10 protein-coding genes and 2 riboswitches are annotated in these 23,115 nt (G+C 60.6%); of the genes, 5 read left to right on the top strand and 5 right to left on the bottom strand.

The features are described from left to right. Positions 1 to 135: 135 nt before the first annotated feature. Together cobN and cobW are read right to left on the bottom strand one after the other, a co-directional pair. On the bottom strand, positions 136 to 3,984 hold the full coding sequence (gene cobN / locus AB4N73_RS06705) for a cobaltochelatase subunit CobN (protein WP_460143111.1): 3,849 nt from the start codon (positions 3,982 to 3,984) through the stop codon (positions 136 to 138). Positions 3,985 to 3,987: 3 nt separating this feature from the next. Then, positions 3,988 to 5,052, bottom strand: coding sequence for a cobalamin biosynthesis protein CobW (cobW, locus tag AB4N73_RS06700; RefSeq protein WP_056785227.1), 1,065 nt, complete (start codon positions 5,050 to 5,052; stop codon positions 3,988 to 3,990). Between the two features lie 99 nt (positions 5,053 to 5,151). Next, positions 5,152 to 5,363: riboswitch (cobalamin riboswitch) on the bottom strand. A gap of 883 nt (positions 5,364 to 6,246) precedes the next feature. Further along, positions 6,247 to 6,465: riboswitch (cobalamin riboswitch) on the top strand. A 123-nt stretch (positions 6,466 to 6,588) separates the two neighbouring features. On the opposite strand from cobW, the gene AB4N73_RS06695 reads away from it, so the two are divergent. The 4 genes from AB4N73_RS06695 (at position 6,589) to cobM (ending at position 8,734) form a co-directional block, all read left to right on the top strand. Beyond that, positions 6,589 to 6,786 carry a CbtB domain-containing protein gene (locus AB4N73_RS06695; RefSeq protein WP_041478703.1) on the top strand — a complete coding sequence of 66 codons (198 nt, stop codon included), beginning with the start codon at positions 6,589 to 6,591 and terminating at the stop codon, positions 6,784 to 6,786. A gap of 11 nt (positions 6,787 to 6,797) precedes the next feature. After that, positions 6,798 to 7,499, top strand: a complete 702-nt coding sequence (locus AB4N73_RS06690) for a CbtA family protein (protein WP_056785224.1) — start codon at positions 6,798 to 6,800, stop codon at positions 7,497 to 7,499. Further along, the gene (locus tag AB4N73_RS06685; protein WP_122507089.1) at positions 7,496 to 7,909 is read left to right on the top strand and encodes a cobalamin biosynthesis protein; all 414 of its coding nucleotides are present in this window, start codon (positions 7,496 to 7,498) and stop codon (positions 7,907 to 7,909) included. The genes AB4N73_RS06690 and AB4N73_RS06685 overlap by 4 nt, the downstream gene beginning before the upstream one ends. 78 nt (positions 7,910 to 7,987) lie before the next feature. Continuing rightward, positions 7,988 to 8,734, top strand: a complete 747-nt coding sequence (gene cobM / locus AB4N73_RS06680) for a precorrin-4 C(11)-methyltransferase (RefSeq protein ID WP_252869345.1) — start codon at positions 7,988 to 7,990, stop codon at positions 8,732 to 8,734. Between the two features lie 144 nt (positions 8,735 to 8,878). Here the strand turns inward: cobM and nfuA are convergent, their stop codons facing one another. Next, a complete protein-coding gene (gene nfuA / locus AB4N73_RS06675; protein WP_460143110.1) occupies positions 8,879 to 9,463 on the bottom strand; it encodes a Fe-S biogenesis protein NfuA in 585 nt (194 codons plus the stop codon). A 103-nt stretch (positions 9,464 to 9,566) separates the two neighbouring features. Next, positions 9,567 to 11,861, bottom strand: coding sequence for a fatty acid cis/trans isomerase (locus AB4N73_RS06670; RefSeq protein ID WP_460143109.1), 2,295 nt, complete (start codon positions 11,859 to 11,861; stop codon positions 9,567 to 9,569). A 155-nt stretch (positions 11,862 to 12,016) separates the two neighbouring features. On the opposite strand from AB4N73_RS06670, the gene metH reads away from it, so the two are divergent. Further along, entirely contained in the window at positions 12,017 to 15,727 is a 3,711-nt protein-coding gene (metH, locus tag AB4N73_RS06665) for a methionine synthase (protein WP_041478700.1), read from the top strand. A 54-nt stretch (positions 15,728 to 15,781) separates the two neighbouring features. On the opposite strand, the gene AB4N73_RS06660 is transcribed toward metH, so the two are convergent. Next, a complete protein-coding gene (locus tag AB4N73_RS06660; RefSeq protein WP_460143108.1) occupies positions 15,782 to 23,074 on the bottom strand; it encodes a dermonecrotic toxin domain-containing protein in 7,293 nt (2,430 codons plus the stop codon). Positions 23,075 to 23,115: the final 41 nt, after the last annotated feature.

The following is a 23,115-nucleotide window of genomic DNA, read 5'->3' as shown; positions in this document are numbered from 1 at the left end:
GAGAGGGAACAGACCGTGATGGCCTCTCGAGTTCTGTCGACGTGATGCATCGGGTCGACGCAAACTTCGACAGCGCTAAAGATCGGCCCCCTCTCCCTCCGGGAGAGGGCTGGGGTGAGGGTAGCTTTTTAGCGGCTACATATCTTCCTCGATATCCAACAGCAAATTCTCCAGCGCTTCCTTATAAGCCCCCGGCTCCTGCCACATCCCGCGCTGCTGCGCTTCGAGCATGCGTTCGGTCATGTCGCGCAGCGCATGGGGATTATGCTCACGAACAAAATCCCGGGTCGCCGGATCGAGCAAATATGCCTCCGCCAGCAACGCATATTGATGGTCGTCGATCAATTGCGTAGTCGCATCGAAGGCGAACAGATTATCAACCGTCGCCGCCAGTTCGAACGCGCCTTTGTAGCCGTGACGCTTGACCCCGTCGATCCACTTCGGATTCGCCGCGCGCGAGCGCACCACGCGGTTCAATTCTTCCTTTAAGGTACGAATCTTCGGCAGATCCGGTTGGCTGTGATCGCCGTGATAGCTGGCCGCCGCTTCGCCGCGCAGCGTCTCCACCGCCGCGAGCATGCCGCCCTGGAACTGGTAGTAATCGTTGGAATCGAGCAAGTCATGCTCGCGGTTGTCCTGGTTTTGCAGCACCGCTTGCACCTGGCTCAGGCGCTGGCTGAATTGCGCGCGGGCGGCCGTGCCCTCGTCGGCACCGCCGTAAGCATAGGCGCCCCAGTTCAGGTAGACCTCGGCGAGGTCTTCGCGCGACTGCCACAGACGTCCGTCGATAGCGCCTTGCACCCCGGCGCCGTACGCTCCCGGTTTCGCCCCGAAAATCCGCCACCCGGCTTGACGCCGCGCCGTGTCCTCGTCGAGGCCTGATTGCAACAGCGCTTCGCGTTCGGCACGCACCTTGGCGGCGAGTGGGTTCAAGTCATCCGGCTCGTCCAGCGCGGCCACCGCTTGCACGGCGGCGTCGAACAGGCGGATGAGATTGGCAAACGCATCACGGAAAAACCCCGACACCCGCAGCGTCACGTCGACTCGCGGACGATCGAGCAGGCTCAGCGGCAGAATCTCGAAATCATCCACGCGCTGACTGCCCGTGGCCCAGACCGGACGCACGCCCATCAGCGCCATGGCCTGAGCAATGTCATCGCCGCCAGTGCGCATGGTTGCAGTGCCCCACACGGACAAGCCGAGGTGGCGCAAGTGATCGCCGTGATCCTGCAAGTGTCGTTCGAGAATCAGCGTTGCCGACTGGAATCCGATGCGCCACGCGGTGGTGGTCGGTAGATTGCGCACGTCGACTGAATAAAAATTACGCCCGGTGGGCAACACGTCGAGGCGGCCACGGCTGGGCGCACCGCTGGGGCCGGCCGGGACGAAACGACCGCTGAGGGCGTCGAGCAGACCGCGCATTTCGGCGGGGCCGCACGCGTCGAGGCGCGGGGCGACGACTTCGCGCAGATGCTCGAGTATCGAATCAACCTCAGCCCAACCCGCCCCTTGTGGGAGCGAGCCTGCTCGCGAACTCGGTGTGTGATTCAACAATGATTTACCTGACTCACCGCTTTCGCGAGCAGGCTCGCTCCCACAGGGGACATTCAGTGCTTGGAAGATCAGGTCTGCGGCGAAGAGTTCGAGGCGTTCGCGGGTGTCGCCGGCGGTGCGCCAGACTTCTTCGCTGATGGCCTGCAACTCGATCGGACACGGGCCATTCCAAGGATCGGCCAATGCACAATCCAAGGGGTCGAAGCCCAACTCAAACGCCTTGGCCAACGCTCGCAACAAGCTCGACTGCGCGCCTTTACCGTCACCGCGCGGGATGCGCAGCAACGCCAGCAAGGTGTCGATACGCAAGCGCCCGCTCGGCGATTCACCAAAAATGTGCAACCCATCGCGAATCTGCGATTCCTTCAGATCGCACAGATAAGTGTCGAGACGCGGCAACCAGATCGCCGCATCGGCATCGCTGTCCAGCGCTGCATCCAGTTGCAGCTCGCGGTCGATCTGCGTGTCCCGCACCAATTGCAGAATGTCGCGCTGCAACTCGCGGGCACGGCGCGGATCGAGCAGTTGCGCCTCGTAATATTCGTCGGCCAGCAACTCCAGATTGCGCAGCGGCCCATAGGTTTCGGCGCGGGTCAGCGGTGGCATCAAGTGGTCGATGATCACCGCTTGCGTGCGCCGTTTGGCCTGGGCACCCTCGCCCGGATCGTTGACGATAAACGGATAGATATTCGGCAACGGCCCGAGCAGCGCGTCGGGCCAGCAGTTTTCCGACAGCCCAACACCTTTGCCCGGCAGCCATTCGAGATTGCCGTGCTTGCCGACGTGGATCACGCCGTGGGCGCCGTAGGTGTTGCGCAACCAGAAATAGAAGGCCAGATAGCCGTGCGGCGGGACCAGATCCGGGTCGTGATACACCGAGCTGGGATCGACCTGATAACCGCGGGCCGGCTGGATGCCGACAAAGGTCAGACCGAAACGCAGACCGGCGATCATCAGCCGGCCGTCGCGACACATCGGATCGTTGTGTGGCGATCCCCAGCGCTCGAGTACCGCCGCGCGATTCGCCTCCGGCAACGCGTTGAACATTGCCAGGTAATCGTCCATCGCCAGGCTTTGCTGGCACGGGCGCAGGTCGAGACTGTCGAGGTCGTTGCTGACACCGCCGAGCAATTGCTGGATCAGCTCGGTGCCGCTATCGGGCAACTCGGCCGTGACCGGATAACCCTCTTCGCGCAAAGCGCGGAGGATGTTCAGCGCCGCCGCTGGCGTATCGAGGCCGACACCGTTGCCGATGCGGCCGTCGCGGGTCGGGTAGTTGGCGAGGATCAGCGCGATGCGTTTTTCGCCATTGGGCACCCGCCCCAGAGCAATCCAGCGCCGCGCCAGTTCGGCGACGAAATCCATGCGTTCAGGTTGGGCGCGATAACAGACCACATCGGACTGGCTGCGCTCGCTGCGCCAGGCCAGATCCTTGAAGCTGATCGGGCGGCTGATGATGCGTCCGTCAAGTTCGGGCAAAGCAATGTGCATCGCCAGATCGCGCGGCCCGAGGCCCTGCTCGCTGTCGCGCCAGCCAGGCTCGTTGTCCTGGGCGCAGATCGCTTGAATCACCGGGATGTTGCGGCGAAACGGGCGCAGATGCGGCGCCTCGGGACTCGATTGGGCAAAACCGGTGGTGTTGAGAATCACCCCCGCCTCGACTTCATCCAGCCAGTCCTCGACCACCGACAAGCAACCGGGTTCTTTCAGACTGGCCACCGCGATCGGCAGCGGATTGAGTCCGGCTGCCTGCAAACGCTGACAGAACACATCGATGAACGCCGTGTTCGCCGCCTGCAAATGCGAGCGATAAAACAACAGCGCCGCCACCGGTTGACCGGGCAGCCATTCGGCTTGCCAGTCGCTCAGGGCAGCGCTGTTTTTCTGTGGGTGATAAATCGCCGTGCGCGGCAGGGTTTGCGGCTCGCTCCACGGGTAATCGCGGGCGAACCATTGGTTGCCCAGGCAACGGAAGAAATCCAGCGCGTTACCCATGCCGCCCTGACGCAGGAATTGCCAGAGTCGATCGCGCACGTCGGCGCTGACCGTGCTCAAGTCGCTGAGCTCGGGGTCCGGGCGGTCATCGCCGGGCACCAGAATCAGTTGCACGCCGCGTTCGGACAACTCGACCAGCCGCGCGACACCGTAGCGCCAATAGGCGATGCCGCCGTGCAGTGAGATCAGAATGACCTTGGCGTGGCGCAGCACTTCGTCGACATACAGATCGACCGAGGCATGATTCTGCACCTGCATCGGGTTGGCCAGACGCAGGCTCGGATAATCATCGGGCAGTTGCTGCGCAGCCTCCGCGAGCAGCGCCAGGCTGGAATCGCCGCTGCACAGGATCACCAGCTCGGCGGGGGTTTGTCCGAGGTCGGCAATGTTGTCGTCCGAGACGAATCCGCCCGGCTGGGTCCTGAGCAGGTGCATGGCTTAAACGCTGAGCGCAGCGCGCAATTGCGCTTCGAGTTGTGCCGCATCAAGCTCCTGACCGATCAGCACCAGACGCGTCACCCGCGCTTCGTCGGCACCCCACTGGCGGTCGAAATGCTTGTCGAAACGCGTGCCCACGCCCTGGATCAACAGGCGCATCGGCTTGTTCGGAATCGCCGCGAAGCCTTTGACCCGCAGGATGCCGTGCTGCACCACCAGTTGCGTGAGCGCGTCGAGCAGCAGGCTTTCGTCGGCTTGCGGCAATTCGATGGAGATCGAATCGAAGGCGTCGTGATCGTGGTCGTCGTCATCACCGTCATGGTGGTGATCGTGGTGGCTGTGGCGGCTGTCGATGTGCTCCTCGGAGCCGGCACCGAGACCGATCAGCACGTCGAGCGGCAGGCGGCCGTTGCTGGCTTCGATGATTTTTACCGCTGGCGGCAGCTCTTCGGCGACTTCAGCGCGCACCCGAGCCAGATCTTCCGCGCTGGTCTGGTCGGCTTTGTTGAGGATGACCAGGTCAGCACTGGCCAGTTGATCAGCGAACAATTCGTGCAGCGGCGACTCGTGATCAAGGTTCGGATCGAGTTTGCGCTGGGCATCGACCTGATCCGGGAACGCTGCGAAGGTGCCAGCAGCGACGGCCGGGCTGTCGACCACGGTGATCACCGCGTCAACGGTGCAGGCGCTACGGATTTCCGGCCACTGGAAGGCTTGCACCAGCGGTTTTGGCAGGGCCAGGCCCGAGGTTTCGATGAGAATGTGATCGAGGTCACCGCGACGGGCGACCAGTTCGCGCATCACCGGGAAGAATTCTTCCTGCACGGTGCAGCACAGGCAGCCGTTGGCCAGCTCATAAACGCGGCCGCTGGCCTCTTCTTCGGTGCAGCCGATGGTGCATTGCTTGAGGATTTCACCGTCGATGCCCAGCTCGCCAAACTCGTTGACGATCACCGCAATGCGCCGGCCCTGAGCGTTGTCGAGCATGTGCCGCAGCAGCGTGGTTTTGCCCGAACCGAGGAAACCGGTGACGATGGTGACGGGGAGTTTGGCCAGTGTTTTCATCGGTATGCCCTTTGGCAAGCGGCGGGCATACGGGACGAGAACCGGCAGCGCGCGTGCACGCCGGAAGCATTCGCCACCGGATCACCCCGCCCGGTTGTAGTGAGAATCTGTGACGAGGCAGGTCTCCTGGCTGACGGCGTTCAGGCGTTGGGCCTGGCGTCCATTGCGCCTTCCCGCTGGCTCATCGGTTGAGCTGGCAGTGGCGTGGCAACGAACATCACCGTTCACAGTTGCGGGGGCAGCCGCGGCTTTGACCGCGTTCCCTTCTTAGCTTCGGCGAGTGCCGAAGAACCTCGAAAGCGCAAGGCTACGCATGGGTCCGTCGTGGGTCAATGGTCGGTGAGTCTGAAACTGGGGGTATATCCGTTGCTGCGGTAACGGCTTCTTATGGTTTCGCTCTTACAGCGAGTCCCTTTTTCAAACGCCAAAAAGGAACCAAAAGGCTTTGCCCCGGCGTACGGCCCGCTCGCTGGGGCTCGGGGTACCTTCGTTACGGGACCGATCCGGGCGCAGCGGCTACGGTTTGCTTCGCTGCACCTCCTTCCGCTGTGTACGACTGCGTCGTACGGTCGCTGCGCTCCCACCCCCGGATCGATCCCGTAACGAAGCCTGCCGAAGGGGCAAAAGATCAAAAGCCAGAGCAAAAGCAAAGGCAAAGGCAAAAGATCGCAGCCTTCGGCAGCTCCTACAGTTGGATCGCGCACCAGCTCAAGAACAGGTCGGCTGTCAGGCCGCCTTCGCGAGCAGGCTCGCTCCCACAAAAGCAAAAGCAAAGCAGCGCAGCTGCCCGCGGCGAAGCCGCACCACTCAACAATGAGCGCAAGCTCGAGTGCTCTTGATCTTGATCCACCGGCGACGTCGGAAGGCTGAGTGGAGGGATTGATCCGGGCGTGGGAGCGCAGCGACCGTACGACGCAGTCGTACACAGCGAGTGTAGGTGCAGCGAAGCAAACCGGAGCCGCTGCGCTCGGATCAGTCCCGGAGCGAAGGAAGCCGAGCCTGCGAGGGCCGAACGTAGGAGCAAGCCTTTTTGGGTACTTTTTCGGCGTTTGGAAAAGGTGACTCGCCGTAAGGGCGAAACCCTAAGCCGCCGTTACCGCAGCAACGGATATACACACAAAAACATCAGAAAAATACCCCCACCGCAGTACCGAAAACTCCCGGAAATTGACTAAAAACCCAAACCCATGTTCTCCTGCACACCTTGTTACGGGTGCCCCTCACAGGGTGAAACGGGAAACCGGTGAATCATGTGCTTTACTCAAAGCCATGTCAGTCCGGTGCTGCCCCCGCAACGGTAAGCGAGCGAAGCGTCAGATCCACTGTGCCCCGGCATGGGAAGGTGATGCTTGCAGGTCGGCGACCAGCCAACCCCTCGCGAGCCCGGAGACCGGCCCGCAACACCCAGCACGCGCAAGCGCCGCTGAACACAAACAAACCCGCGGTGGGCGGGCGCTGTTCGAAATCCCTGCGTGCCCGGCCCGCAGGGATTTTCATGCGCTCTGTTTACCCGCTGACATTTCAGAGGGAAGCGCTATGTCGATCATCAGTAACACTGTCAGCCACACTGACCCCATTTCCAGCAGCACCACACTCGGCCAACGCGTCGCCGCCGCCCTCTTTGCCTCGATCCTCGGCGCCAGCCTGGTCTGGTTCGCCGGTTTCTCGCACATCGAAGCGGTGCACAACGCCGCCCACGATACCCGCCACAGCGCCGCGTTCCCGTGCCACTGAGGCCTGCCGAAATGATCAAGCGTATCGCGCAAACCGCAGGCTTCACCGGCTTGCTGGCCGCCCTGCTGCTGACCTTGCTACAGAGTTTCTGGGTATCACCGTTGATTCTGCAGGCCGAAACCTTCGAGAAATCCGAACCGGTCGCGCAAGTCCACGAACACGCCGCCGGCACCGCCGCCCACAGCCATGATGGCGAAGCCTGGGAGCCGGAAGACGGCTGGCAGCGTGTGGTCTCGACCACTGGCGGTAATCTGGTGGTAGCGGTGGGTTTCGCCCTGATGCTCGCCGGTCTTTATACCCTGCGCGCGCCGACCAAGACCTCGCAAGGGCTGCTCTGGGGTCTGGCCGGTTATGCCACGTTCGTTCTCGCGCCGACCCTGGGCCTGCCACCTGAGTTGCCGGGCACAGCCGCCGCCGATCTGGCCTCGCGGCAGATCTGGTGGATCGGCACTGCCGCTTCGACCGCCGTCGGTCTGGCACTGATTGCCTTCAGTCGTCACTGGCTGATGAAGCTTCTCGGTGTGGCGATTCTCGCCGTGCCGCATGTGATCGGCGCCCCGCAACCGCAGGTGCATTCGATGCTCGCTCCAGAGGCATTGGAAACCCAGTTCAAAATCGCTTCGCAGCTGACCAACGTCGCGTTCTGGCTGGCCTTGGGCCTGATCAGTGCATGGTTGTTCCGCCGCAAAAGCGCAGGCCCATATCAGGCATGACCGATGACCGCGCAGCGCCGACCCTCGTGGTCGGCCTCGGCTGCCAGCGGGGCTGCCCGGCCAGTACGTTGCGTGCGTTACTCGATCAAGCGTTGCAGGCGCACCGCATCGAGCTGCGAGCGGTCAAGGCTTTGGCAAGTATCGACCTCAAGCGCGACGAACCGGGGTTGCTGGAACTGGCCACACAATTGAACCTGCCGCTGCAGTATTTCAACAGTGCCGAACTGGCGCCCTATCAGCAGCGCCTCAGCCATCAATCGCAGATCGCCTTTGAGCGCACCGGCTGCTACGGCGTGGCGGAAAGCGCCGCGCTGGCGCTCGCCGAGCAACTGATTCAGGCGCCGGCGAAACTGCTGATCCACCGGCAGAAATATGCGCAGGCCACGCTGGCATTGGCCGGCGCTGCATAAAATCCCGATAATCCCCGCCATCGATCATGAGCACGCTTCATCTGCAGTGTGCCTGCGCCTCTTCACAAGGATTCAACGATGACCGTCTACTTCATCGGCGCCGGCCCCGGCGACCCGGAACTCATCACCGTCAAAGGCCAACGGCTGATTCGCAGCTGCCCGGTGATTATCTACGCCGGTTCGCTGGTACCCGCAGCGGTGCTGGAAGGTCATCAGGCCGAAATCGTGGCCAATAGCGCTGAACTGCATCTGGAACAGATCATCGATCTGATCAGGACTGCCCATGCCCAAGGCCAGGATGTGGCCCGTGTGCATTCCGGAGACCCAAGTCTGTACGGCGCGATTGGTGAGCAGATCCGCTACTTGCGTGAGCTGAACATTCCTTTCGAGATCATTCCGGGCGTAACCGCGACGGCGGCATGCGCAGCGCTGCTGGGCGCCGAGTTGACCCTGCCGGACATTTCGCAAAGCGTGATCCTGACCCGTTACGCCGACAAGACCGCGATGCCCGCCGGCGAAGAACTGGCGAGCCTGGCGCAGCACGGCGCGACCATGGCCATTCATCTGGGGGTCAATCATCTGGAAAAGATACTGGTTGAACTGCTGCCGCATTACGGCGCGGACTGCCCGATTGCCGTTATTCACCGCGCGACATGGCCGGATCAGGACTGGGTGGTAGGTACATTGGCGGACATTGCCGCAAAGGTCGAGGCCAAAGGCTTTCGGCGTACGGCGCTGATCTTGGTTGGCAGGGTGCTGGGCAGCGAGGTGTTCAGCGAGTCTTCGTTGTATCGGGCCGGGCATGCGCATCTTTATCGCCCTTGAAGACGCTTTCGCGAGCAGGCTCGCTCCCACAGGTGATTGCATTTCAATGTGGGAGCGAGCCTGCTCGCGAATGGGTGCGGCAAAAGTTACCCATAAAAAAACGGCGCTCACGGGGCGCCGTTTTTCATGTTCGCAGCGAACACCTTAGTAGTAGGCGTTTTCTTTCTGCGTGTGGTCGGTCACATCGCGTACGCCCTTGAGCTCCGGGATGCGCTCGAGCAAGGTGCGCTCGATGCCTTCCTTCAAGGTTACGTCAGCCTGGCCGCAGCCCCGGCAACCGCCACCGAACTGCAACACGGCGATGCCGTCCTCGACCACATCGATCAGGCTGACCTGACCGCCGTGGCTGGCCAGCCCCGGGTTGATCTCGGTTTGCAGGTAGTAGTTGATGCGCTCGTTGACCGGGCTGTCGGCATTGACCATCGGCACTTTGGCATTTGGCGCCTTGATGGTCAGCTGGCCGCCCATGCGGTCGGTGGCGTAATCAACGACCGCGTCATCGAGAAACGCTTCGCTGAACGAATCGATGTAGGCGGTGAAGCTTTTCAGCCCCAGCGCGGTATCTTCAGGTTTCTCTTCGCCCGGCTTGCAGTAGGCAATGCAGGTTTCGGCGTACTGGGTACCAGGCTGGGTGATGAAGACACGGATGCCGATGCCCGGGGTGTTCTGCTTGGAGAGCAGATCAGCCAGGTAATCATGGGCGGCGTCGGTAATGGTAATAGCGGTCATAAAAACTCCTCGCAGGCGTGGGCGCAGTTTACGCCAATCGGCGCGGCTGACAAAGTCCTAGTATTTTTGTCGGGAAAGAATCTCGTAACACGCCTGCGAATCATCAAAGGTTCTCGTACCGGTTCATATCCAGCACGCCCTCTTCCACCGGGTCGGTTTCGTGGATGTATTGGCTCAGATCGTGGAAATACAGCCAGAACTGCGGATGACTGCGCCGAATGCCCCAGCGCTCGACGATCTTTTCGAACCGATTGACATCCCTGGCGTTTTCCATGGCATCGACAAACGCCGGCACCTGCTCGGCCGGGATGTTGAACATGAAATTCGGGTAACTGCTGAGCACGCCCGGATAGATCGTCAAGGTGTCGAGCCCCGACTGATAGCGCAGCGATTCACCGAGCAGAAACGCCACGTTGCTGTGGGCGCGGTTGCGCAGCACGCTGTAGACCTCGCGCTTGCCGCTGGCGGTTTCGACACGCAGCAAGGTCGCTTCGGGCATCTGGTCGATGACTTTCAGTCCCGCTGCCGGGCGCGAGGCCAGACGGCTCAAAGCCTGCTCGGCATTCTGCAACGCCGGATCGATATTCGGTCGCGAGCAATAAGCGCCGTCGCAGCGATTGATCGGGTCTGGCCGCGCGTTCAGATCACCGTAGCGCGCCAGCAACTGCATGGCGAAATCATGTTTCGGGTCTTTTTCGTCGAGCTTTAATGCGGTCGGTTTGTCGTCATCGATGGCCTCGTAATCGAGCCACATCTTGAATTGGCCGCCATCCTGGTACCAATCGTTGAGGTAGTCCTCGCGCGAGTCGGCGGGCATCAGGCGCAGGAAGTTCTGCTCCGCGCCGTTACGGATCAGATCGAAATACAGACGGGTCTGCGCCTGATGGGAAACGTTGCCGAACACGTCGAAATTGACCGCGAGCTGGTAGTAGGTGCGTTCCAGCAGCGGATAGTCGAACAGCCACATGGTTTGCGGCACCTCTCCGATAAGCCCCTTGGTCACCGAAGCGCTGTCGAAGTGGCGGAAAATGCTCAGCAAGGCGTTGTCGTTGCCGGCCCACAGCGTCGACCAGCTCGGCGCCGGCAGATCGGCATAGCTGTCACGGCGCAGTGCCTCGTATTCGTTGCGCTTGTCGCGGTAGTTGCGCCACAGACTCAGCACGCTGCCGACATCGTCGTTCTGCCCCGGCATCGCCAGCAGCGGCGTGGCCTGGCCGCGGTAGTTCGGGTCGGTGATATAGAGATCATGTTCCGGCGCCTGGAACAGCGCCCAGAAGTTGTCGCGGATCACGTCGGTCGCGATCTGCCCACGGCACACCGGGCCGCGAATGAAGGTGCGGACGAAGTATTCAGCGTTATCGAGCATGAATTGATAGCGCGCCTGCGCCGGAATCGCCTCGAAGGTGGCAAACGGATTGGCGCGGCTTTGCGGCCCGTAACCCGGTAACGCGTTGACCTGCCAGTTGCCGCTGTAGAACAGGCTCTTGATCCGGGCCATTTTCGCCGCGCTCAGCAGATAAGTGATGTGCGTCTTGTGCACGATCACCCCTTGCACCGGCCACAAGCGGTAATACACCTGCGTGCCCGGGTCGTCGTTGGGGCGGCGAGTGGCGATCAGATCAATCGGCTGGCCGCTCGGCGTGCGCGAACGCACCCACTGGAAATAATGCCCCGGCTCGCCGTCCTTGAAATAGATGTGCGCCAGATACCAGTGCTCGAACAACCAGCGCCCGACCAGACTTTGCCGAGCACCGGGAGCATTGAGCAGGTTCTCCCACTGCAGGATCTGCATGGCCTCTTTGGCACTCGGCGCCAGGCTCTGTTCGTCGATCGGCGCGCCAGACGCCAGCCAGCGCTGCAAGGTCTGGTATTGCTGGTCGGTCAGGCCAGTGACCGCCAGCGGCATGCCCTCTTTCGGGTGCGCGCCGGCATATCCGTCGAACTCCGCAGGCATTGCGCATAGATTGTTGCGATTGAGCCCAAGAACAATCTCTTCTGGCAGTTTGGCGTTCGGCGTCAGCGGCGTCTTGTGGCCGAGTTCAAGCATCCGTGCCATCAGCGCGGCCTGACTGCCCTGGGCGTCGAGCACCGAATAGAAGTCTTTCTGTTGCCAGGCGCGCTTGCCGAAGGCGTCGTAAAACAAGCGCGTGGTCGGTGCCGCCTGGGTGCGTTCGCCGTCATATACCGGCATCTTGCTCGCGCCACGGGCGGCGCCTTCGCCACTGCCGAGATTGAGCTGACAGGCCGAGTCATAGCAGGCATGGCAGGCTACGCACTTCTCGGTAAAGATCGGTTGGATATCGCGGGTGTAGGAGATGGAAGAAGAGATGGCAGGATCTTGCGCCGCAACGCTCCCGCTCAGGACCAGCAACCATAAACTGATGAAGCGGTGCGGCATGCTGCTGATCTCGATGATAAAAAAAGGCTGCGATTCTACCGTTATGACGCTCGCACCAACATGAGCGATATTCATGCAAAAGCTGCACATGCTCCAAAAGCGCACAGGTTTGCTATGATCGCGCTCCTTCGTAATGGTCTTTCCGAGTAGTCCACATGTCCGATCGCAGCGTCCGCCTTCAAGCTCTCAAGCAAGCCCTCAAAGAGCGCATCCTGATTCTCGACGGCGGGATGGGCACGATGATCCAGAGCTACAAGCTCGAAGAACAGGATTATCGCGGCAAGCGCTTCGCGGACTGGCCGAGCGACGTCAAGGGCAACAACGACCTGCTGGTGATCACCCGTCCGGACGTGATCGGCGGTATCGAAAAAGCCTATCTGGACGCCGGCGCCGACATTCTCGAAACCAACACCTTCAACGCCACGCGCATTTCCATGGCCGATTACGGTATGGAAGAGCTGGCGTACGAGTTAAACGTAGAAGGCGCACGTCTGGCGCGCAAGATTGCCGACGCCAAGACCGCCGAAAACCCGGCCAAGCCGCGCTTCGTGGCCGGCGTGCTTGGCCCGACCAGCCGCACCTGCTCACTGTCGCCCGACGTCAACAACCCCGGCTACCGCAACGTCACCTTCGATGAGCTGGTGGAAAACTACACCGAAGCCACCAAAGGCCTGATCGAGGGCGGCGCCGATCTGATTCTGATCGAAACCATTTTCGACACCCTCAACGCCAAAGCGGCGATCTTTGCCGTGCAAGGTGTTTTCGAAGAGCTGCACCTCGAATTGCCGATCATGATTTCCGGGACCATCACCGACGCCTCCGGCCGAACCCTGTCGGGGCAGACTACCGAAGCGTTCTGGAACTCGGTAGCGCACGCCAAGCCGATTTCCGTAGGCCTGAACTGTGCCCTCGGCGCCAGCGAACTGCGCCCGTACCTGGAAGAGCTGTCGAACAAGGCCAGCACCCACGTTTCGGCGCACCCGAACGCCGGCCTGCCCAATGAATTCGGCGAGTACGATGAACTGCCCTCGCAAACCGCGAAAGTCATCGAAGAGTTCGCCCAGAGCGGTTTCCTCAACATCGTCGGCGGTTGCTGCGGCACCACGCCGGGGCACATCGAAGCGATTGCCAAAGCTGTGGCCGGTTATGCGCCGCGGCAGATTCCGGACATCCCCAAGGCCTGCCGCCTTTCGGGTCTGGAGCCGTTCACCATTGATCGCAGCTCGCTGTTCGTCAACGTCGGCGAGCGCACCAACATCACCGGCTCGGCAAAATTCGCCCGCCTGATCCGTGAAGACAACTACACCGAAGCCCTCGAAGTCGCGCTGCAGCAGGTCGAGGCCGGCGCGCAGATCATCGACATCAACATGGACGAGGGCATGCTCGATTCGAAGAAGGCCATGGTGACCTTCCTCAATCTGATCGCCGGCGAACCGGATATCTCGCGCGTGCCGATCATGATCGACTCGTCGAAATGGGAAGTCATCGAAGCCGGCCTCAAGTGCATCCAGGGCAAGGGCATCGTCAACTCGATCAGCATGAAAGAAGGCGTCGAGCAGTTCATCCACCACGCCAAGCTGTGCAAGCGCTACGGCGCTGCGGTGGTGGTGATGGCCTTCGACGAAGCCGGCCAGGCCGACACCGAAGCGCGCAAGAAAGAGATCTGCAAACGCTCCTACGACATTCTGGTCAACGAAGTCGGCTTCCCGCCGGAAGACATCATCTTCGACCCGAACATCTTCGCCGTCGCTACAGGCATCGAAGAGCACAACAACTACGCCGTCGACTTCATCAATGCCTGCGCCTACATCCGCGACGAGCTGCCGTATGCGTTGAGCTCCGGCGGCGTGTCCAACGTGTCGTTCTCGTTCCGTGGCAACAACCCGGTGCGTGAGGCGATTCACTCGGTGTTCCTGCTCTACGCGATCCGCGCCGGGCTGACCATGGGCATCGTCAACGCCGGTCAACTGGAGATCTACGATCAGATCCCGGTGGAGCTGCGCGACGCGGTCGAAGACGTGATCCTCAATCGCACCCCGGACGGCACCGACGCCCTCCTCGCCATCGCTGACAAGTACAAGGGCGACGGCAGCGTCAAGGAAGCCGAGACCGAAGAATGGCGCAACTGGGACGTCAACAAACGTCTGGAGCACGCGCTGGTCAAGGGCATCACCACGCACATCGTTGAAGACACCGAAGAATCCCGCCAGTCGTTTGCGCGGCCGATCGAAGTGATCGAAGGCCCGCTGATGTCCGGCATGAACATCGTCGGCGACCTGTTCGGCGCCGGCAAAATGTTCCTCCCGCAAGTGGTGAAATCCGCCCGCGTGATGAAGCAGGCCGTGGCGCACTTGATCCCGTTCATCGAACTGGAGAAAGGCGACAAGCCGGAAGCCAAGGGCAAGATCCTCATGGCCACAGTCAAGGGCGACGTGCACGACATCGGCAAGAACATCGTCGGCGTGGTGCTCGGTTGCAACGGCTATGACATTGTCGACTTAGGCGTGATGGTTCCGGCCGAGAAGATCCTGCAGGTCGCCAAAGAAGAAAAGTGCGACATCATCGGCCTTTCCGGCCTGATCACCCCGTCGCTGGACGAGATGGTCCACGTTGCCCGCGAAATGCAGCGTCAGGACTTCCATCTGCCACTGATGATCGGTGGCGCGACCACCTCCAAGGCGCACACTGCGGTGAAGATCGAGCCGAAGTACAGCAACGATGCCGTGGTCTACGTGACCGACGCCTCGCGCGCCGTCGGCGTGGCGACACAGTTGTTGTCCAAGGAACTCAAGGCCGGTTTCGTCGAAAAAACCCGCCTGGAATACATCGACGTGCGCGAGCGCACTTCCAATCGCAGCGCCCGCACCGAACGCCTGAGCTATGCCGCCGCCATCGCCAAGAAGCCGCAATTCGACTGGGCCAATTATCAGCCAGTGGTACCGACCTTCACCGGCAGCAAGGTGCTCGACAATATCGATTTGAACGTGCTGGCCGAGTACATCGACTGGACGCCTTTCTTCATTTCCTGGGACCTGGCCGGCAAGTTCCCGCGCATCCTTGAAGATGAAGTGGTCGGTGAGGCCGCCACTGCGCTGTACAAGGACGCCCGGGAAATGCTCACCAAACTGATCGACGAAAAGCTGATCAGCGCCCGTGCGGTGTTCGGTTTCTGGCCAGCCAATCAGGTCAACGAAGACGACATCGAGCTGTACGACGACAACGGCAAGCCGCTGGCCAAGCTGCATCACTTGCGCCAGCAGATCATCAAGACCGACGGCAAGCCGAACTTCTGCCTCGCCGACTTCGTTGCGCCCAAAGACAGCGAAGTCACCGACTACGTCGGCGGCTTCATTACCACCGCCGGCATCGGCGCCGAAGAAGTGGCCAAGGCTTATCAGGACGCTGGCGACGACTACAACTCGATCATGGTCAAGGCCCTCGCCGACCGCTTGGCCGAGGCCTGCGCCGAATGGCTGCACCAGCAAGTGCGTAAAGAACATTGGGGTTACGCCAAGGATGAAACCCTCGACAACGATGCACTGATCAAAGAGCAATACCGTGGCATCCGCCCCGCTCCCGGCTACCCGGCCTGCCCGGATCACACCGAGAAAGCGGCACTGTTCACCCTGCTCGATCCAGAGGCTGCGGAAATGCGCGCCGGGCGCAGTGGCGTGTTCCTCACCGAACACTACGCAATGTTCCCCGCCGCAGCGGTCAGCGGCTGGTACTTCGCCCATCCGCAAGCGCAATACTTTGCGGTGGGCAAGATCGACAAGGATCAGGTGCAGAGCTACACCGCGCGTAAAGGCCAGGACCTGAGCGTGACCGAGCGTTGGCTGGCGCCGAATCTGGGTTACGACAGCTGAGGCTTGTTGCAAAGCCGATCCGGGAGTTTGCGATTCCCGGATCGGGTCAGCTCCTCAGTCCCGACGCGAGGACGGCCCCGGTTGCGGTGACGCCGGGCGTGTCTGCGAATCCCCTGCAGCGACCCGCGCAAGGTTTACCAGTTCCTGGCGAGACAGCTCCTTGAGTTTGTCGGTGCGTGCCTGCGCCAGCTCGATTTCCAACTGGCTCATCGCTTCCACGTACAGTCTTCGCGAGTCCTCGTCGTTCCACTTGTCTGGATGCGCATCCTCGACTTCTTCCTGACGATGTGTGGCGCTGCGTTCGAGCTCATCGAAGATGGCGGCGTGTCGGTCGCGCATGTAGCGAATCCAGTAATCGCGGGCAATCAAATCCTCGAGGAACAGGTCTGACGCTTCGTCGGCCAGCACAGAAGCGCGTGCCTCGCTCAGCAGTTGTCCCTCGATCGGTGTCCTGTACAACATGTGATCCGGTTGCGCAGGCAGCTCTAACCCGTCGGGCCAGCCGCGCGTCATGCCGATTCGGTACTGCAGACGGATTTCGGCCCGGTCCTGGAACCTGCCAGCTGCTTCCGCCAGCCTGTCGACCCTTTCCAGTCGGAACAGGCGCCGCGTCAGCTCGACCAACGCTATGCCGCGCTGATCAGGCAGATGGCGTGGGATGTCGCGCAATGCGGTGTATTCATAGACCCGTGTTTCCAGCTCACTGAACGACAGTATTCGGCCATCGGGGCAGGTGCCGTGAGTCGCGGAGTTGAAGAAGAGCAACTCGCGCAACTCCGTGTTTTCGCTTGCCGCTTCTATCACCCGCCATACCCGTTGCGTCAGATCAGCGCCCGACACGCTGAAATCGGCAGTGTCGTGCAACATCGACAGCAGGTGAAAGAACGCCTCATGGTTGGGTTCGCGCGCCAATTGCAGCCATAGCGCTTGCCGCGTTTCGCGCGTCTGGGTCCGGGTGTAATTGAGCCAGGTGTTCATTGCCTGCTCATCTACGTCTTGCTGCGGATTGGCGATGATTTCGTCTGCTTCTACGGCTTCATGCCTGTCCACGCGTCCGGCACCGCCGGCATTACTGTCATCGCTATCGCTACTGTCGGAATCAAAAGGCGTATCGGGCTCGCTTTCGGACGTCGCTTCATACTCGGTAATTGCGCGCTCGAGAGATGCAAACGAATACCCCATGACGCCACGGTTCGCGTTAGCCGCACTGTAGTCCCTGAGCTGTTCCAGACTCTCGAGAGGCAGTCGGTTTCCGCGCAGGTCGGTGCCTGCCACCAGTCGCTCATGGTTGCCATCCAGCAGCGTGTCGGGAAATAGGGAAATACGGTTGCCAAGAAGATTTAGAGTTTGCAAATGCTCCAGTGCCTGTACCCCATCAGGCCAGTGGCTTATCGAATTGAGAGACAGATTCAGGCGCTCGATCCGGGTAAGTGCGCTGGCGTTGAATTGGCTCAGTTGGTTATGACTCAGATCCAGCAAACGCAGGCGATTGCCCATTTGCTGCAAAACGCCAGGCGCTTCAGCAAAATGGTTAATGCGTAGCTCCAGATGCTCCAGCCTGTGCAATGTACCGACAGCCTCCGGTAGCCCCTCCAGATTGTTGGAGTTAAGCACCAGCGTGGTCAGTTCAGGGAAAGCGCTGCAAAAATCATTCAGGCTCTGCAAGGAAAACCCTACCGAAGTCAGGTCGAGCGTTCGTACTTGCGTAAACGCGTTCGACAGAGGCGGCAACTCAACAATGTGCAAGCCGCTGAGGTCGAGCTTGCGACCCGCTTCTTCGGTATGACGGGTCAGTCCATCGACCCAGCAATCACGGATTCTCATCGCCGTGAAGACTCTGTCTTGCGTCGAAACCCTCGCGGCCGCCGGCTTGAAGATCCAACCGTTCAACTGACGCGTCAGCGCCTCGTCACTCTCTCGCCAGTCCTTGATCCGGGCATCAATCTGCGCTTCATCCAACCCTGCGCCGCCCAACCGCGCAATACAGTGCTGGGCCTGTTCCTGGGAAAGGTCCGGATTCAATTCCCGCAACCGCCTGACCAGACCTGCGCTACCTTCAGCCGCAGATGACGCAGTACGCAGTGGTAACAGAAACTCGTGAATCCGGGAAAACGCGGTGCCTGGCACCGACGTGTTCGCAGCGACCAGGTAGCCGGCCGGCTGACTTTCATAGCTTTTCAATGCACCTCGAGGCAAACCGTTGCTCGCCTCGATACGCCCGCGCGCCGTTGTCAGAGCTGCCTCTGCCTCAGCGCTGAACGGGTTCCCGGTCAGATGGCTCTTGAGCAATACGCTGTCTATGGCCAGAACGCGCTCGGGCAGCGAATCGAGGCTGTTGTCTCGCAGATCCAGCCACTTCAACCCGGACAGATTTTCCGCCCCCGCTGGCCACGTTTGAAGGCTATTGCCACTCAAATCCAGCACTTCGAGCTTCGGCATGGCCGTCACGTCCAGCGCCGTCAAACGGTTGCGCCGCAAGTTCAGAAACTCAAGCGCCTTGAGCTCGGCGAACTGGCTTTGAATTTCCCCCGTAGAGGTGATCTGGTTGCTGGACAGGTCCAGCCGCGTCAGCTGCGCAAAATCCGCCGGTTTCACCGGCAACTCGGTCAATCCGCAGCCAGTGATTTGCAGTGTCCGCACGCCGCTGAACGCTTGCAGAAAAGCCTGAATCTGTCCAGCCGGCACGTTCAACCGATCCAGACGTAAGGTCTGCACATGGGAAAATGTACCGGCCGGCAATGGCACAAGCTCGCTGATGGCCGCGCCATGGTTCAAACCGTCTGTGTCAGACAGCTCGAATACCAGAGAATCGTCCCCCAGGTCGAGCAGGCGATAGCGTTTGCGTACGCTCGCGCGCCAGTTTTCCTCAAGCTCACGCACCACCGCGCTGTTCGGCGGCGACTGCCAGCGCGGCTCGCGTGCAGCGCCACGCAGGCCATCGGACGTCGTCGGTTGATAAAACCGGCGGAAGATCCCGGCGTGTTCCAGGCGCAGCAGTTCGATCGCTTTCAACCGGGTTTCCGGGGTATTCCAGACAGTCATGATGTGCTCAGGCAACGGATCGAGAAAGCGGCCTTCACCCGTGAGGAATTTCAGTTCACCGAGGCAGTACTGGCGGACCATCAAGTTCAGGTCCATCAGATGCCCCATGGACCCCGAATAATTTTTGACGTACTCGAATGCTGGTTTGAATGCCTCATGGGAGAAGTTCGACCAATTCAGTGACAGGCCCGCCCACAGTTTTTCATGGCCGGTATAGAGCGCTGGAGGAATGGAAGCGATTGACGTCCGAAACAGATCCAGCCTCTGCAGCTCGGGAAGCGCTTGTACCGATGCTGGCCATTGCGTCATGCCGGGGGCTTCGATCTTGAGTCGTTTCAGGTGTTTGAGCGCGGCCAGTTCCAGTGCCGGCGGGTTCTCGTCAATGAATCCTTGAAAATCGAGTTCAAGGGCTTCGAGCGAGGTCAACATTTTCACCCGCTGAGGGAAATCTGTGGCCATTGCCGGGGCCGAGGTCCTCAGCTTGAGCGTTTTCAATGCAGGCATCCTGGCTAAGCTTGCGGGCAGAGAGGACAGCGACTGCTGGTGCATACCCAAATCAAAATAACTCTCGCGCTCACCCAGCGAGAGTTTTTCCAGGCCGGGAAACAGGGCAAGAAAAGCGTCGGCATTGCCATCAGTAATGCCATCTCCGCGAAGGGACAATTTACGCACGTGGGAAAAGTCTGCTGTCAGCGCGGGCAAAGCATCGTAAGTCACCAGGCGCAGTTGATCCGCATTGGGCACTTCATCGACCAAAAGGGCATTGCGCCAACTGGTTTTAAGCGCTTGCGCGACCAGCAGATTCTGAACAGTACCGGAAGGTTCCCAGGGAGCCATCGCGTTGGTCCCCGCCCACTCGTCCAGTGTTGCCTCAAGTTGTTGCCACTCTTCGCGTCGCGACTGCAACCACCGAAAAATCTCCCGGTTGTTTCTGCCCGCACGCACCTGCTCAAGGATCAATCCACTGGCCTGCTGATCGGTGAGGCCCGGGTAGAGGTCGCGCAGGTCGGCAACCAGATTGCGCTCCAGCCAACCCGCTCTTCCGCTGGCGGGATAGCCGATCAACGCTTCGTTTACCCGTACCGGCGGTCTCATCCACTGCGCTGGCTGTTCCAGCAATGCGGCCGCCATGCCGTGGTGCTGGTCAGCGTGGGCGATGATTTTCTTTTGCAGTTCGGCCGACTGACTGACCTCGGGCACCCCCAGGGCGCGCCGCGCGTGATCCGGCAGAGCGTGCATGAGAGAGGCATAAAAGTTGTCGCCGTGGCGTGGCAGGCTGTTGAGCGTTTCGCCTCGGTCGTTGAATGCCTGAAATTGCTGGCCGCTTTTGATCAGGTACTTTCTCTCGAAGGCCGTCTGGCTGCCAATGCTCTCAAGCAACGGACCGCTGTCGCTGCCCTCGCGTATTTCAAGGCGCAAGTTGTCCGGCCAGCCGGGCAACCGTTCAAGCGTGTGCAACGCCAGGCGTCGACTGTCCGCCGAGGCAATATTCTCGCTGCGCAGCCCCGCATATGCCCGCACCTGCCGGCTGCGGCGCGCATACCAGCGAGCTTCCTCCAGCATGCGCAGCGGTATGGGACGAGTTGAGCCGAGCCGTTGCAGTTCATCCGGCCGCGCCTGCGCCAGCACTTGCTGTGCAGCTGACTCACTGAGTCCCGGACAGGCGTTCTGCAATTGCCTGACCTGATCGGCGACAGGCTCGGTGCCCTGATAAATACTGTCGTAAATGGCCGATTGGCGGGTTTGGGCATAGGCCGCAATTTGCTTGGCGAGTTCTGCAGGTCTCGCTTCTCGAACCCGCGCACCTTCACCTCCGAGCAGGTGGACGATTTCCGATTCATCCAGTCCGCCCAGAACAAGCTGCGGCAGGTCGCCGCTGAGGACGTCCGCCCGGGAAATCCGGATCGGCGCCTTAACCCCGACACCCCGCACCCGATATCCGCCGCCATACTTGACGGATCTGCCGGTCAGTTGCGTCCCCTCAAAGACTTCCAGTACGCGATTGGCCGGCCAGCGCGGCATGTCAGTGACCAGTGGCAGGGCATACAGATACTTGTCATCGACCGGCGCCCCGCCCTCCAGTTGCTCAATGACTTGCGCGGCTTGTGCATCGGTTTTCAACAGGCGCATGGCCTGAATCAGCTCCGGTGGCGGCACCCCATGGTCGAGGTGCATCTTGCGCAACATATCGTCGCTGACGCCGCTGATATCCATCGCTTTGAGCAGCTCCGTATCGGATAGCGGCTCGCAGATGTGGCCCATGCGCCGCAACAGCGTCAGACGATCCCATTCCAGAGGACGCTCCAGGGTATGGCGCCACGCTCCATGGCCATTACTTTGCAGAACAGGTTGATAGGCTGCAGGATCGGTCGGGTGCTTGATGCGCCACTGGTTGATCGAGTCGTCGAAGACCTGCTCATACACCTTGTTGTCCTGACGGATCCAGGTTTTGCCATCCACCGCATACTGCCCGGAAGGATTCGGGGTCAAGTGTGCGTCAAGGACAACAGCGGCCTCGTAGCCGCTGAGATCAGGTTTCCACAGGCGGGTTTCGCCATTGGGTAACGTGACCGGACTCAACTGTTCGATGACCGGTACAGCCCTGGCGGCCGAGAACTTCCTTACACCTGCTCCAACACCCGCCATCACGGCAACCTGAGCGAGATTCTCGGCCACGTCGACCAGGTGACCCCTGGCGGCCCTGCGATCACCTTCACTCCACTCGATAGCGCCTTCAAGGGTTTCATACAGCAGTTGTCCCGCCATCACGACCATCATTGTTTCGCCCAGCACAGGCACGAACATCGACACCAGATTCAAGCCCAGCATGCCGATCTGCATCAGATGGGCCAGTTTGGCATCTCGTGCGTTCGCATCGACATCGGCAGTGGGTACCGCGTGGCTTCGCGCGTCGGCCAACACCTTGGCGCGATTCTGCGCATAAAGGTATTGCCACAAGTCCTCGTTGGGCGCCCAAAGCCCCCTGCCCTTGCGTTCGACTGTCGAAGGCGCGATGTACGGATCAACCGCCGGCTCCCACTTGACTGTGCGTTCGGGTGGAACCTGTTCGATGGTGGTGAATGTAGAACCACCGGTAAAACCCTGTACGAAGGCCAGCCAAGGGGAACGCAGAACGTCCCAGGCATCGCCAGGTGAGTCGGCTGCCTTTTGCCTGAACTGGCTGAAATAGTACGGGCGCTGATCATAGGGCAGGAACTGACTTAAAAAACGCTGGTATGCGGTGGGCTCTGCGCTGGTCTGTTGCGACGCATCACGTGCAGTGAGCAAGCGCTTGAGCTCTTCGCGCATTTGCTCGAACGTGTAGCGCTTGAGCGGATGTTCCGGGTCGTTGGGGATGTAAAGGATCAGTTCATCGGTGTAACGGTATTTTTCGCAGATGACGAAAGCCACGCACCCGGTCAGCCTTTTTTTCATCAGGCCGAGGTCCTGGAACCAGACTTGCTTGCGCCCCATCCACGGGTGCATTTCGCCGTCGATGACCGAGAGGATCATCGCGTGATCTGCCGCCTCGATGTCATTGCGCAATAGCGCCTGTTCGGCTGCAGCGCGCATCGCTGCCTTCTGGCTGGCGATGAAGCGTTCGCTGAGCACCGCCTCTGCCACCGCGTCCCCCGGATGAAAAAAACCCTGCAGGTAAGTCTGGTATTGCTGACCTATATCCAGATTGCGGCAAAGGTGCAAAAACTGGCTGACCGAGAGGCCTGTGTCGACGTGCTTGAATGTGTCCGCAGCAGGCGTCGCCACAACAAAACCGGAGCTCGAATGATAGGTCCCCTCGCATTCGTCAGCTTCGAAGTTGTGCAGCGAGGCTTCCAGCAGCGTGATCTTGAGAACCTCGAACGAGGCCAATACGGTTCTCTGAATACCCATTTCGACCGGGCGCCGCAGACATAACAGGGTTTTGTCTACATCGATTTCCAGCGCGTATTGGTCCTTCAAGGCTTTGACCAATAACGGCCTGGCGAATGATTCGACATCGACGAATTTCGCCATGCTCTTGTCGAGACTGTTCTGGGCGATAACGCTGGCCTTGAAAGTCTCGTCGAGGGTTTTACGCTGGGCCGGCGTCGCATGCTGATACCAGGCCGGTAACGCGGTCGGAACCGCCTTGAGCGCCTCGCGCCGATGCGGCAAAGCGCTGGTCAACCATTGCGGGATCGATGTCTCGAGAAACTCGCCGTGCAGGCTTTGTGTTGCGATGAGTTTTGCAGACCGGTTGGGGGCTGCCTGCTGAGCGGTGGACGCAGGCTGCGTCGACACTGGTTCGGGGGGGATAACGTTCATGGTCACTCCTTTTTCATGGAGCGGTCAGCAAACCATGTCGC

Source organism: Pseudomonas sp. S3_B08, assembly GCF_054667725.1.
Note: the sequence above shows the minus strand (reverse complement) of the source record. Positions and strands in the feature narration are given on the sequence as shown.